11 protein-coding genes and 1 pseudogene are annotated in these 13,906 nt (G+C 66.5%); 1 reads left to right on the top strand and 11 read right to left on the bottom strand.

The features are described 5' to 3' along the window. Window positions 1-294: 294 nt before the first annotated feature. From IE307_RS18690 to IE307_RS18660, 9 genes and pseudogenes are all read right to left on the bottom strand, one after another. Window positions 295-447, bottom strand: coding sequence for a hypothetical protein (locus IE307_RS18690; RefSeq protein WP_191299250.1), 153 nt, complete (start codon window positions 445-447; stop codon window positions 295-297). A 153-nt stretch (window positions 448-600) separates the two neighbouring features. Beyond that, on the bottom strand, window positions 601-5,634 hold the full coding sequence (locus tag IE307_RS18685) for a hypothetical protein (protein ID WP_191299249.1): 5,034 nt from the start codon (window positions 5,632-5,634) through the stop codon (window positions 601-603). A gap of 177 nt (window positions 5,635-5,811) precedes the next feature. Beyond that, window positions 5,812-6,866, bottom strand: a pseudogene (ligD, locus tag IE307_RS47630) (non-homologous end-joining DNA ligase). After that, the gene (locus IE307_RS46780; RefSeq protein ID WP_229904840.1) at window positions 6,867-7,766 is read right to left on the bottom strand and encodes an ATP-dependent DNA ligase; all 900 of its coding nucleotides are present in this window, start codon (window positions 7,764-7,766) and stop codon (window positions 6,867-6,869) included. Between the two features lie 61 nt (window positions 7,767-7,827). Continuing rightward, window positions 7,828-8,157: a hypothetical protein gene (locus IE307_RS18675; protein WP_191299248.1), complete on the bottom strand. Its 330-nt coding sequence runs from the start codon at window positions 8,155-8,157 to the stop codon at window positions 7,828-7,830. 2 nt (window positions 8,158-8,159) lie between these two features. Continuing rightward, window positions 8,160-8,291, bottom strand: coding sequence for a hypothetical protein (locus IE307_RS47280; protein ID WP_268250383.1), 132 nt, complete (start codon window positions 8,289-8,291; stop codon window positions 8,160-8,162). 236 nt (window positions 8,292-8,527) lie between these two features. Next, window positions 8,528-9,580 (bottom strand): tyrosine-type recombinase/integrase, encoded by a 1,053-nt coding sequence (locus tag IE307_RS18670; RefSeq protein ID WP_308436368.1) that lies wholly within the window; start codon window positions 9,578-9,580, stop codon window positions 8,528-8,530. Further along, window positions 9,577-9,849 carry an AbrB/MazE/SpoVT family DNA-binding domain-containing protein gene (locus IE307_RS18665; RefSeq protein ID WP_191299247.1) on the bottom strand — a complete coding sequence of 91 codons (273 nt, stop codon included), beginning with the start codon at window positions 9,847-9,849 and terminating at the stop codon, window positions 9,577-9,579. Before IE307_RS18665 ends, IE307_RS18670 begins: the two co-directional genes overlap by 4 nt. A gap of 173 nt (window positions 9,850-10,022) precedes the next feature. Then, window positions 10,023-10,244 (bottom strand): hypothetical protein, encoded by a 222-nt coding sequence (locus tag IE307_RS18660; protein ID WP_191299246.1) that lies wholly within the window; start codon window positions 10,242-10,244, stop codon window positions 10,023-10,025. A gap of 642 nt (window positions 10,245-10,886) precedes the next feature. Here IE307_RS18660 and IE307_RS18655 point away from each other — a divergent pair. Next, window positions 10,887-11,525: an AAA family ATPase gene (locus IE307_RS18655; RefSeq protein WP_229904839.1), complete on the top strand. Its 639-nt coding sequence runs from the start codon at window positions 10,887-10,889 to the stop codon at window positions 11,523-11,525. Window positions 11,526-11,684: 159 nt separating this feature from the next. Here IE307_RS18655 and IE307_RS18650 read toward each other — a convergent pair whose 3' ends face one another. Then, a complete protein-coding gene (locus tag IE307_RS18650; RefSeq protein ID WP_191299244.1) occupies window positions 11,685-12,527 on the bottom strand; it encodes a DUF5753 domain-containing protein in 843 nt (280 codons plus the stop codon). Between the two features lie 32 nt (window positions 12,528-12,559). Then, window positions 12,560-13,456 carry a helix-turn-helix domain-containing protein gene (locus tag IE307_RS18645; protein WP_191299243.1) on the bottom strand — a complete coding sequence of 299 codons (897 nt, stop codon included), beginning with the start codon at window positions 13,454-13,456 and terminating at the stop codon, window positions 12,560-12,562. Between the last annotated feature and the right edge of the window lie 450 nt (window positions 13,457-13,906).

The following is a 13,906-nucleotide window of genomic DNA, read 5'->3' as shown; positions in this document are numbered from 1 at the left end:
CGCCCCGCGGTGCTGATCGTGCTGCTGACGGTCCTGCTCACCGGGTGGGGCCTGCCCCCACCACGGCAGTGCGACGTCACCGTCCCACCCGCTGCCGCAGGCCAGACGCAGACACTGGAGATCCCCCCGCGTGCAGAGATCCGGCCCAACGAGCCGAGGTGGACCCTCAAACGGGGGTGCGCATCGCGCCCGGCTCAGTCGTCTTCTACGACGCCAGCCAAAACTCACCCAGCAGGCGCCTTGACCGTGATGGGTGGCCGCACGTTCGGCCCCTTGCTGCTCGCCCTGGCACCGCTAGTGATCCGTGCCCGCGTCAAGAGACGGAGGAAGCAGCTGCTCAACGTTCATTCGAAACCCGAACGGGACAAGTACGCCGACGCCCATCTGCATCTGCGCGCCGAGGAAGGTCACGATCGAAGCGGCGTCACGCGCGCTGAGACTGATCATGATGCGATCGTTGTAAGACGAACCAGTACGTGCGGATCGCGCAAGATTCCGCCGATCGCCCCAATGGAGTCACCGTACTGTCTCGTCCGCCGGTTCCAGTGGCGCGGGGCCTCCCCGCCGGGCGGATGAATCTCATGTTGCTGCCTGCGTGGGCTATTCCTCGATGCGTTGCAGTTTGGCCGCGCGGCGATCGCCTGCGGCGGCTAGTCCATCGACCATGCGTCGCCACCGTCGCGCCTGGTCGGGCGTCATGTCCTCGTGGGAGTGGATGTCGGCCAGCCAATCGGTGAGGTACCAGCACCGGTTGGCGAGGGTGTGGTGGGTGTCGTCGGCTAGTTGTTCGGCCCACAGCAGCCCGGTGCCGCGCTGCCAGTCCAGTGAGGCGCATCTGGCCATTTTCGCGAGCGCGTCCAGAGCATCGGGTTCGTGACGGGCCAATGGGATCCAGCGGTCTACGAGGTCGGCGATGGAATCCGGGTGCAACCAGCCTGCGCGGGCATGGGTCAGCGTTGCATCGATGTCGATGTCGCTAACCTCGATCCTAGGAGCGGGCAGTAGCCCTGCGAGCACGTCCTCGCCTCGGTAGCGGCTGGCACGCAGCATGGTGGCGTCACCGATGGCCTGCAGCGCCGTGTCCATGGCGAGGTGCCACACGTCCGGCAAGCAGGGCCTCAGGTCGTCGTCGTAGGTGAACAGCACGGCCAGATCGTCCATGAAGCCGTGCAGGGCGGAGGCGTTGGAGGCGAATCGCCGCACATACCCGGTCAATGGTTCAGTGTTCCCGCCCACGGCCAACTCGACGATCACACGGGCACCCTGCCTGCTGTACCGGTTCTGAAACCGCTTGCGCGCCCAGCGGTCGGTGGCGCGGGCATAGGCGTCCAGCACGACGTCGAGCAGGACGCCTGCTTGGTCTGCGACGCAGCAGTGGCTACGCGACGCGGACGCGACGGCGATCAGCGGCGGGATGAGCGTTATCAGGTAGAGCCGCCTCGTCTCGACCGCGGGCAGCGTCTGCTCGTAGGGGCCGTCGAGCCGAAGACGGCCGCGTATCCCAGTGACAGGGTCTCCGTCGCCAAGACGACAGTCCCGCAGTCCCGCCCGCACCGCCTCCAACGCTGCTACGTGACGGCACACCCCTGGCCACTGATCGGTGTCGCATGGCGCGGACCACACGTGGTGGAGCGCCTGAGCGAACGCGATGCGTGTTTCATGGAATCGGCTCGTGGCGCACTGCTCCAGGGCCGCGAGGATGCCGGGACGATCTAGATCGGTGTCCGGCGATGCCGCGGCCAGTAGCGCTGGCAGGCCGGACGCTGCGGAACGGTCGGCGCCCGCCGGGTAGACGGCGGAGGCGACGTAGTCGTCTCGGGGCGGTGCGGCGGCCGCCCTGATCAGGATGTCCGTCGCCCAGCGGAGGTCCTCGGCCGACACCGACACGTGTGTGCGGACGTGGGCCAAGGCAGCGGCGGCCGCGACGGCGGCGGATGGGTCAAGCCGGTCGAGTCCGGCGTCGGGCAGATTGTTGCCGAAGGACCGTGCGAGGGCGATATCGCTCAGCAGCGTGTCCAACGGCGGAGTGTCCGCTCGCGTGCCGAGGTCGGAGCTTCGTCGGGCGTAGGTGTTCTGCAGACGCATCGCTTCGCTGGCGCGGGCGAACGCCTCTGCTTCGGGCCGCATGTGGGCTGCCAGGTCTTCCGGGTGCGCGTACTGGAGAAACGTGTTTCCCGATTCGTCGGCCTCCAGGTGATAGTTCTGTGGATCGAACGTTGCCGCCCAACCCCGCACCGAGGTGAGGAACCGCTCGGCTTCCTCGCCGCCATCGGAGTCGGCGAGCAGGGCATCGGCGCGACGGATGAGTTCCTCGCCGACGGCAGCAAGCTCCTCCAGTCGGGTGTGGTCACCGGCGAGAGCGGCGCGAATGGTGAGTTCGGCGGCGAGGTCGCGCAGGTTGTCGACGCGGCGGGCACGGCCGACGAGATCTGCGAGGTCTGGACCCTGAACGTGCAGCACTCCCTCTCCGACCGTCCGGGCGACCTCCAGATGCCACACCTCGAGGCTGCACAGCCACGGATCCAGTGAGCGGTCCTCCTGCTCCAGATGGCGTGCGAGGAACCCGACTACCAGACCAGGCATGGCCAGGTTGTTGCACTCGTGCAACAGCAGTTGGGCGACCTGCTCCACCGGTACCCCCGCGATGGCCACGAGCTGATCGGCGAGACGTTCAACGGCCAGCAACGCGCTCACGCACGGGTACGGGCCGTCCGAGGAGCCCCGGTACCAGGCCCACACGGATTCGTCACCGACGCATTCCCGGACACCGATTCCCGGCAGATCCAGTTCTACGCCAGGCAACTCATCCATTGACAACGGGACGGCGTCGTGGTCCGTAGCGCGGCTGCGCACGGCGTGGTCGAGCATCCTGTTGATCATCGCCAGGGTCGGCACCATCCGCGCCATCAACAGATACCAGAATGGACCGTGACTCCAACTGGCTAGCCGGTCGAGGACGCTCGCGCCACCGCGGTGATGCCTGATGCTGCCGGCGCACAGAGATGGCCCTGCCCAGTCGTCCTCGTCCTGCTCGGCGTCGTACCGCTCGATGTAGTAGGACTCCGCCAGCACCAGCAGCAGGTCCGGCTGATGTCGGGCCATTGCCACCGAAGGCCAGGAGCGCTCCACCACAGCATCCAGGCGGGCACCACCATCGGCGGCAATATCCTGCAGAAACGCTGCGACCCGATCATCGAGATCCGGGCCGAGGGTGGACAGAGCCTCCACCGCGAACTCGTCCCAATGGTCAGGCTCGGCCGCCAGGATGCGATCGCGCACCTGCTGCCGAAGCGCGACGGGGCCGCCGTCGGCGACCACCAGCCCACGTAGCCACACCAACACCAGCTCGCGTATGGAACGTCCAAGCTCGTGCGCGATCCGCCCGTCGTCGTCAGCGGCGGTCTCGCCAACACGGTTCCCGCAAAAAGTCGCCTCGACCAGCGGTCCGAGCACCACCGGGTCACCGACTCCGCTGGTGGTGTGACGCTGCATGGCTAGCCGGATCACGGTCCGCAGGGCCGCGTACCGCTCGGCCTGCAACTGCGACCACGTCTGGCTCAGAACCTGCCGCGCCTCGCCCAGGGTGAGCACCGCCTCCCACGGCACGTCCGACCACCGCTGGCCGTGATCGACGGCGATCTGATCGAACTCGGCACGCAGCTGGCGCAACGATTTCGTGATCTCGCGACCGCCCAGCAGTCGGGCCTGGCAGGCGACCCTGGCTGCACGCAGGGCCCAGCGCGGGGCCTGCGCTCGCGACAGGACCTCGAACCCCTCTGTGACCAGAACCCGCACGATGGCCATGTCCCGCACCAGATCACCGGCGAACCGGTCGGCTGGCTGCCAGGCGTCGGTCGCGCCGAGCGGGGCCAGCAGACCGTCCGAGCGCAGTGAAGACAACGCGGCTGCCTCTGGAGCCTTATGATCAGCGTCTGGCAGCAACTCCCGCCGCGCCAGCCCTTGCAGAGCCTGATCGCGGGCCTCGGGCGAGGGTGCTCCCGGCCCCGTCACGCCACCGCGGCGTACCAGGTGGTGCCACACCACAGCGAACAGGCCAGCCTCCGACACCGGCCCGTCCGGTGCGGCGATCTCAGGACCGGCACGCAGCAGCATGTCGACCAGACCGGGTCGGCCCAGCAGCCACATCGCACGCTGATCGTCCGCCCAGCGCTGCAGCTGCGGGAACGCCTCGACCACCTGGGAGATCTCGCCCAGGGTCAACCGCGCGACTTCGTGCTCGACGACCAGTTTTCCATCAGCCTGGCTCCCGCAATCGCGCTGCGCCTCACGTGCGGCGCGCTCAAGCAGGTCGCGGACCGCCCCGAAGCCGTCAGTCCGTGTCACCGCTACTACACCGAACCCGACGCTCATCGCCGCGCGGGCCAGAGCGGACAGCAGGAGGCCGCGCCCTTCCAGCACCGACTCGGCGCCGTCGACCAACAGCAGTCGCCCCGTGCCCACGGCGGCAGCACCCAACACCTGGGCGAGCCGGGCGCCCAGCAGTGCCTCGAGCTCTACTAGTGTCGCGGGCATCTGCCGCAGGTTGAGTAGGGTGACCGCGGCCCCTTGCGTGCGCACTCGCCCTGCTGTTCGCAATGCCAGCGCAGACTTGCCGGCATCCGGCTCGCCGGTGATGACCAGCGCGGAGCTCCGCGACGCGGCTGCGCCCATTGCGGCGACCAGTGCCTCCCCAGCGCTGGGACGAGGCAGCTCCATCGTCGCCCCGGCCCTGGTAAAGCCGAACCTCACCTCGGCGGCGGCCGTCTCCGACAGTGCGTCCAGCACCCGCCACGCCTTGGCAAAGGAGGGCGAGCGATCGACCACTGTCCCAGACAGATCCCGGCGCACCATTTCCCCGGTCACGGTGGCCGCCGCAGGTGCGTAGCGCCGCGACAGCCTTTCCAGCCCGTCGAACAGGGCGTCGGCTCGCGCCAACGACAAGTCCGGTACGACACTGCGCAGGCGAGCGACGGTCACCGTGCGATCGGACTCGTCGGTGCCCTCCAACCGCAACTCCCGCAGCCGCAGCACGTGCAGAAGGCGCCAAGTCAACTCACCGGACGAGGCTTCTGTGCGCACCTTCTCGTCCGCGGTAGCCTGGGCGACCAGCTCGTCAAGATGCTTCAAACGCGTACGAGCAGGGTAGTTGCTGCGGCCAACTTGGTTCACCGCAGCCCGGAACGCCTCCTCGTCAGGTTGCCCGTGCGCGATCACTCCAAGCTCGCCCAGCTGACGCACCGCCGGATTCGGGCTCACCACTGCCAGTCCCAGACGCCAGCGGCCAGCTCGGACCTCGTCCCAGTGGTCGGTGACAACTCGTAGATACGACACCAGCAGGCCCACCGTGGGAGCGTCGCTGGCCGCGAAGCTCGGAGCTCTGCGAACACCGATCGACAACCGTCGCTGCCCACCATCTGGGGTATCGCCCACGACAACCAGGTCGTCCACCGGGCTGAAAGCGCTGGCTTGGAACCGCACTGACACCGGGACTACGTCATCTCCCAGGGCAGGCACCGGGTCGCCCATGAGCAGGTTGGCCAGCAGGGTCGCCCCGAACCGGTGCTCTAGAACGGTGCCGCCGCCACCCGTCGAGTACGGGCTGGCTACTTGGTCGCCTTCACGTCGACTTGCCACCTCTACACCATATGGCGGACCACCGACAGTTATCTGCTTCGCTCGAACGGCGGTGCCAAGGGAGATGTTCGCGCAGTGACTATCTGGCCATTCGCCGAATCGTTGGCCGTGAGCGTGGTGGGAGGGGGTTCTGTGGACGTTCGACCCACGGCGCCACCACTGGCAGATCGTGCCGCGTCAATCAGGTAGTGGCGCTCGCTCCTGCGCCACCATCGCGAAGAGGTCGCCGAGGTCTGCAGTCCGCTTGAGCACGTCATCCGCGGTGAACGTCAACTCGTCCGGCTTGCGGCAGCTGTGAACCTCCGCCCAGGTGACAGGCGTAGCCACGGTCGGCTCGTCATGGTCACGCAGCGAATAGGGAGAGATAGTGGTCTTGGCGATGTTGTTCTGGCTCCAGTCGATGAACACTCTGCCTTCCCGGCGGGCCCTCGACATCGCGGCCGTCACGTGCTGAGGTGTCTCCCGTTCGAACGCCGCCGCGATGGTCTTCGCGTAGGCCGAAGGGATTGTGTGCTGGTCATCTCGACGCCCGCGTAGACCTGAATGCCCTTCGATCCTGATGTTGTGGCCACAGGCGCCAGCCCTTCGGCGACGAGCACCTCGTACAACCGCTCGGCCACGCGGCAGCAGTCGACGACCGTGGTGCCTGGGCCTGGATCGAGGTCGAACACGAGTCGGTCCGGTGGGCTCTGCACGCCGTTCGAAACCGTCCATTGAGGAACGTGGAGTTCGAGTGCGGCGAGGTTCGCGACCCACACGAGTGCGGCGAGCTCCTCCAGCAAGGGATAGCGAACGATCTCGTCGGTGTCGGCTCCGCGCCGGGAACCGCCGCCGCGCAGTCGCACCGTCGGCAGCCAGTCGGGTGTGCTGGCGTCGAGGTTCTTCTGGAAGAACTTCTGCCCGTGGACGCGGTGGGGGAAGCGGACGAACGTGACGGGCCTGTTCGCCAGGTGCGGTAGTAGGACTGGCGCGATGCGGCTGTAGTAGGTGATGACCTCGCTCTTGGTGGTGTCGTCCGGGTACAGGGGCTTGTCCAAGTTGGACAGGGTGAGCGTGCGTCCTCCGGCGTTGACCGTGACACGGCTGCTGAGCTGAGGTGGTTTCGGAGCAAGTGCAGGGGCTGTGGTGTCGCGGTCCGCGTGCAGGCCGCGCCACGCGGTGTGCCGCAGCCGCCCGTCGTCACCGCGGGTGAACTGCCGGAATTGGACCTCGCCAACCAAGGTCGGATCCACTTATCGAGCGCGCACGACGTCCTCACGCGGAGGTGCGGCCGCGAAGGGATGGCCGGCGCGTTCCAACGGCTTGAGTCGGTCGCGCAGTTGGCCGCGTTCTTGCCGGGTGAAGCCGCTGCCGACGTCGCCGATGTAGACCAAGTCGCCTGTGTCTGGGGCGTGTGCACCGAGCAGGAGGCCGCCGACGGTGCCGGTGAAGCCGCTCTGGCCCAGTCGCCAGCCGCACACGATGACCTCGCGGGTCTGCATGGGCGGGTGCTTGCACCAGAAGTCGGGACGTTTGCCCGGTAGGTAGGGGGAGCCGAGGCGCTTGGCGACGAGGCCTTCGTGTCCCTCTGCGGCGACGCGCTCCAGGAGCCGCTGCGGAGTGAGCCGTTCGGCGGCGAGCTCGTCGGAGGTGAACGACGGCACGATGGTGATCCGAAACGGATTCGGCATCGGCAACTCGGTGAGCAGTCGCCGCCGCTGCTCGTACGGCTGGTCGAGGAGGAGTTGGTCGTCGACCAGCAGGAGATTGAACGCCAGGAAGCGGACGGGCACGTCCTCGAACGGGTCGGTGCGCCTGGCGGCGTTGTGCTTCTGGAAGCGGCCTCGGCGTTGCTGCAGCAGGCCGAAGTCGATTTGACCGGCCTCGTTGTAGACCACGACCTCACCGTCGAGCACCGCGGCGCGCCCTCGCAGCGCCGCGGTGAGCACGTCGGTCAGCTCAGCGAACTCGGCAGTGAGGTCGAGGCCGTTGCGGCTCGTCAGCGCTGTCGTTCCGTCGGCGCCGATGCGCATCGCGACGCGGTAGCCGTCGAGCTTGTACTCGTTAGCCCACTGCGGACCCTCCCGCAGGCGGTCGCCGTCGGGCTTGGCCAACATCGGGTCGACCCAAGCGGGAACGGAGTCGTGTGCCACGGCGACCTCCGATCCTGGTGTGTTGCCTGCTCACCAGGAATCCGAAGGTAACCCGAACGGCCTAGCTTCGCCCGCCGGGCCGTTCGCGCAGTCGCAGCACGTGGAACGGCACCAGTTGGTTGACCAGGTGCACCTTCTGCGGGCGGCCGTCTGCGTAGCCGATCTCGTAGTTGACGACGCCGAACCAGTCGCCATCGATGCTCGGAAAGCGGCCGTGAAGCCTGCCGTGGACCTCGCCGGTCATGTCCAGGCCGGTCTCGATCACGTGTCGTGGTGCACCTGCGACACGGGCGAACAGGCGATCCAGCTGGACCCCGACGCTGGTGAGTACAGCCCTCCGGCCGTGGATGGTGTCGCCCTCCCATGTCGTGTACGGAGTGTGGAGCGTCATCTTCACCTGCTCGCGGTCAGTGCACGGTTCGCGCGGCGGAGGGCGAGTTCGAAGTAGCGCTCCTCGGACAGTTCCGCGCTGTCGGGAGCAGGCGCCGTGGCCGCCAGGCGTCGTCGGAGCCGTTGGTCGCGCATGCGAGGCAGCTGATGTGGGCTTCACCATCTTGTACGACCGCGCGGAACTGGGAGTGGCCGAGCGTGTGCCGCCCGAGCTTGCACCTCGCCGGCAAGAGAGCCACCGGTCGTCCGGTCGAGTCGTACCTGTAGGTGAGTGTGCCGTCCATTTGGGACGATTCAAGAAGCTGCCGATCCATGACGCGAGAACCTATCACTGCATTCGTACATATGTTCGATTGGATGCGTGCGGCGTTCTAAGTCCGTCCTATCGAGTCACGACTTGTCGAAGAGAGTTGCCGAGGACTGACGACCGCGAGGGGATGCTCTTCGTTCGTTAGCGCGGCGAGCGCGGTGGCGACCTCTTCGATGGTGGCTCGGACGTAGGTGGTCGTGGTGCCGGCGTCGCTCTTGCCGAAGTGTCCGGCGAACACGCGCGCGACGGCGTACCCGAAGTGCCGCTCGACCCATGTCAGCGTGGTGTAGCGGATCCAGTGGGTGCTCACCTGTTGCGTTGCGACCCAGGGCAGGTGTTTGCCGAGCCGCTGCCATAGGTAGTCGTATCGGCGCCTCGTGATCGGGTCGCCGTTGCGGTAGCGGAGAAGCTGCTCGTTGCCGATGGCGCCACGTTGTTCGCCGAGAACGAGGAGGTGCTTCATCAGGGTTGGCGAGACCGGCTGCCAGCGCACGGTGCCGCCCTTCTCCAGGAGCCTGACGAGACATTGCTCCGGGTCGAGGTCGCAGCGCCGGAGCGCGAGTGCGCCGCCACGACGCGCGGCGGTCTCGGTGTGGAAGCGGAGCAGGACGAGGTCGAGCTCGGGATCGTTGCCGGTCGTGCCGGCGGCTTCGTTGATCTCGCGGAGCCGGTTGTCGGGAAGCGCACGGCGGGTGTTGGCGAGTCGGCGTGGTTTGGCGACGCGTCGCGCTGGGTTGTCGCTTTCGGACATGAGGCGGTCCGCGATCGCGTGCTGGTATAGGCAGCGGGCTGCGGCGATGAGGTGTTCAGCGGCTGAGCGGCCGCCGCGCGAGTTCTTGCGCACGAGGGCGGCTGCCTTGGTTCGCTCGGCGAGCTGCTTGATGTCCAGTGGCGTCGGCTCGTCGAGTGGACGGTCGCCCCACTCGTCGACGATGCGGTTCCAGTACGTCTCGTAGACCCGCAGCGTGCCGGCGGGTACGGCTTTGGACACGCTCTCGACGTACTCACGGACGCTCGGCATCGAGGTCGGTGCAGGTTGGTCGAGCAGTTGTTCCGGCCGGACCCCGAGGCGGTTGAGCAGAAGCCGCACCGCCTCGAGGTCGATGTCGTTCACGGCGACTCTCCGCGCACGTACGCGCGGAGTGCCTGGTCGAGTGCCGCCGTCGTGCACACGACAAGGAGGTCGCGAGCGGCAGAGGTGGTGAGCAGGAGCCCGTCGCCCGCGTGCAGCTGACAGCGGTGCCGGATCGCTGCCGGGAGGCGGATGTGGCCGAGCTTCAACACGGTCGCGGTGCCCGGAGAACGACGGAGCACGATGATCCGGTCGTTGAGCACGGTCGGTTTCAGCGAGGTGCCGGGCAGCCAGTTCAGCAACCTGACCAACGACCTGTCACCCAGACGACCATGGACATCGATGGTGGTGAACGCGTAGCGCGAGGTGCCTCGTCGAACTCGCTCAGGGGGCCGGGCAACGGGCAGCCCGTCAACCCGAGGCGTGCCCGTTGCCCGTTTGGTAGTGCTGGCCGCCTCGAACTCGGCCAGAGCTTCGACGAGGTTCATGCCGCACGCCCTTGAGTCGACGCTTGCGTGACCGCGTGGAAGTCGTCAAGCAGCATCGAGACCGCAAGGGCGGCTTGGTGCGGGACAACGCCGTTGCCGAGGATCCGCAGCTGGTCGACGCGGAGCAGCGGAACGCCTGTGAGCCACCCAGCCGGGAGACCCATGAGGTGCTCGACGAACGCGGGGGACAGCACCGGACCGCCGTGTGCGCCTGGCACGGTCGGATGGGGGACTGCCCGGCCTGCGACGTTCGCCCAGCGAGTTACGACATCGGAGAAGGCACGCCAGTTCGTGTGCGAGGACGGCGGAGTCCGGGACGAGTTGTCCCGGATGACCGCGTTGACTTGGGCATGGAGCCACGTGGTGCTCGCCGACGCGCAGCAAGCATCGCGTTGACGACGTCGTGCAGATTCACCTGGCGACCGAGGGCACGGCGCCGTGCCGGATCGGCGGCGCCGCGGTTATCGAAGCTGCGGCGGTAGGGTCGCGATCGCACCGGACGGGTCCGTGTGGCCGTGCGCTTTGTCACGGTGATTGCAGATGGACACGTGCAGGAGGAGACGCTGGCTGAAATCCTGACGCGATCGGAGATGGCTAGGATGTCATCAGTTTTCCCGACGGAGTTCGCACAGCGGCCTCGAAACCGTGTACTCCCAACATGTGCGGTCTAAATGGCCGGCCGACGTGTCACCGGGTGGCACGGTGTTCCTTCGCGAGAATCCGCTCTGGAACAACTGACCAAAGGACATCTGCTCATGCTCGCCCGCCGTGTGTACATTCCCGCTGAGTCGCTTCCTCGTGGCTCGCGGAGAACGTGGCCGCTTGACGTGCCGTGTGTCGGCCAGTTGGCGGACGAAGGGATGACGTTCGAGCGGCCGGTGACCTTCCTGGTCGGCGAAAATGGCTCCGGCAAGTCCACTCTGGTCGAGGCGTTCGCTGAGGCGTGGGGGCTGGACGTGCAGGGCGGGCGGGCTGGGCGGAAGTACGTCAACGATCGGCCGAAGTCAGAACTCGGCGAGATGGTCAAGTTCGAGACCACCGCGCTCGGTTCCCGGCATCGTGTCGGTCCGCGGACGAAGCGCAAGGGCTATTTCCTGCGCGCGGAGACCGCGTTCGGGTTCATGAACGCGGTGAGCGGCATGAACGGGTACTGGGACGAGGACACGAGCGAGATGAGCCATGGCGAGGGCTTCCTCACCGTGTTCGCCGCTATGTTCCGCGAACCGGGTTTCTACCTGATGGACGAGCCAGAGGCCGCGCTGTCGTTCCAGTCCTGCCTGCGGTTGATGCATTTGATGTACGAGCTGGGCAAGTCGGGGGCGCAGATCATCTGCGCGACCCACTCGCCGATCCTGGCGTCGACACCGGACGCCGACATCATCGAGGTGGGGGAGCACGGCTTCCAGCGATCGAGGTGGGAAGACCTGGCGCTGGTCGATCACTGGCGTCGGTACATGGCGAAGCCGGAGGCCTATCTGCGCTACGTCACCGAGGAGTAGCGGTGCCTGAGGGTGGACTTCTTGAACAGTTGGCTCGCGCGCGTGCTGAGAGAGCCAGGTGCGGCAAGACGGCGGTAGTCATGCACTGCGGACAGCATCTCCCAGGAGTCGGGAAGACTGCGGACACAAGGGTGCCGGGTGGGAACCGTGCACGGCTTCCTATAGACGTGCGGCGGTTTCGGCGATGAACTCCAGTGACTCGTCTTCGTCGAGCGCCAGTTGTCGCAACGCGGAGAACCTGTTGGCCACCTGCTCGACCTCGCCACGAGATTCGAGGTATTCGGAGCGCAAGAAGGTTTCCGTGTAGACCACGTCGTTGTGCTGTCTGTGCGGGAAGCTCATCCATGCGAAGGACAAGTTCATGACGGGGTAGGTTGCGGCCGAGTGCGGCACCACCCGAAGGCTTACTTCGGGACGCACGCTCACCTCGATGAGATGAAGCAGCTGCGCTTTTAGGTCACGCTTGCCGCCGACGAGATGTCGTAGTGCTGCTTCCGGCAACACCGCCTCGACTGCGAGACAATCGGTTCCACTGGCCCGGGATGTCCACGCCTCCCAGATGCGCACGAGTGTCGCGGCATTGGTCGGATCGCACTGCTGGCTCATCGCTGCTGAGTAGTCGGGCAGTCGGAGGACGGTTGGCACGGAGTCCACGGCGAAGGTCCTCAGTCGAGTCGCGTCAGCGAGTAGAGAGGGAAAGTCGTCTGCTGGGTCGAGGTCTGCCGCTTGAGGCTGGCGGAATGTCCGAAGCTCTGCGGCGCGTTGTGTCTGCGACATCACGGCTTGGGACTCAGCCGTGGGCACCTTGTAGATGAAGCCCAGCGCCATGACGTCGAAGACTGCTGAAGGCTGTATCGCGTTCTCCATCATGGACAGCTTGGCGCTGCTGAAGCCGACGCGCCTGCCTGCTTCGAAAAGACTGAGGCCGCGTACGTCTCGCCATGTGGCGAGCTTGCGGCCGACTGCGCGTTCAAGCGCAGTGGCCCGGAAGTCTTTCGGCATGGGCTCGTTCTCATCTCGATGGCTCGCGCCGCTTACTGCACTGGCGGAAAGGGCTCGTCGTCGCGGATCAGGTCCTCTGCGGCATCGAGCTCTTGGAGGCGTACGCATCGGCCGGAGATCAGCCTCGACGACTGGTCCTCGTCGAGGCTGATCTCGTCCAGTGCTCGGACGACGGCTTGATACCCCTTGACTGCGTGTTCGGCTTCGGCGAAGAGGCTGGAGTTCTCCGTCGTGGTCCAGATCAGCGGTTGGTACTTCGGAAACGTGAGCTGAGTGAACGGCCCCGCGATGCCGGCGTGCGCGCCAGCCCACGCGGGCACTATCAAAACCCTGATCCTCGACCAGCTCGCCATGCGCAGAAGGTGGTGAAGCTGGGTGATGTGCTCTTCGCGTCCGCCGACCTCCAGCTCAAGCGCGAGCTCGTGCAGATAGAAGGTGCAGTCGAGGCCGGTGTGGAGCAGCTCCTGCATCTCGTGCAGTACGCACAGCCTGTCGTCCAGTTCGGCTGCGGGTAAGGTGGCCGAAGCAGCTATCAGACGACGTGCGTAGTCATCTGTCTGGAGAAGAGCTGGGATCGCGTGCGGGTGCCAGCTGACCGAGGTCTCGGCCTCGGCAAGGAGCGCCATGGCGGTGCGTGACCGGACTGGTGCGCACCTGCCGTGCGGCTGCCACCAGCCGCCTTCGTCCACGACGGGGAAGAGACTGAGCAGGTGCTCGCGTTCGGCCTCAGGCACTCGGCAGGCGCCTAACACCACCGCGATCTCCAGGAGGGTGACGCCGCCTTTGCCGTTCACCATGTCGGAGACTTTGGCCTCTTGCCAGCCCAGCAGATCGGCGAGCTGTCGGGAGGTCATTCCCGCCTGTGAGATGGCGGCGCGCACCCCTTCGCCGAACTCACGGCCGCGAACCGTGGAGTACCTCTTGGGCATGTTGTAGTTCCTCGGTCTGGTCGGTCGGTGCTGCGCCGAGTGCCTTCTCAGAAAGCTGGTTCTGGCGTCGCTGTGACAGCAGTTCGGAGCGTTGTTCGTTGGTGAGCGAAAACCACATGTCGCCAATCGCTTCAGCTGTGAGGCCGTTCATCCCGACCCGCCTAGTAGTCGTGATGGCGTCGGCGGGCTGCTGCTCGCTTCCACCAGTCGAAGTGGTCGCCGATGATCCAGGTCCATGTCGTCGCCGCTACAAGGCCGAGGATCGCCGTCAGCACGCTCATAGCGGCTCCTCCCGCAGATCGTGGTTAGAGGTGTCCGGTGACGTGTTCGAGGCGGACGCGGAGTCCTCACGTCACCGGACGGTCTGACGAACGCGGATAAGACATGTCAGACTGAAATAAACATCTCATCAGCGCTCGATCAGCGGAACGTCCCGGGAGTGACTTGGGA

Origin of the sequence: Lentzea cavernae (assembly GCF_014653695.1) — a bacterium.
Lineage (GTDB): Bacteria > Actinomycetota > Actinomycetes > Mycobacteriales > Pseudonocardiaceae > Lentzea > Lentzea cavernae.
Note: the sequence above shows the minus strand (reverse complement) of the source record. Positions and strands in the feature narration are given on the sequence as shown.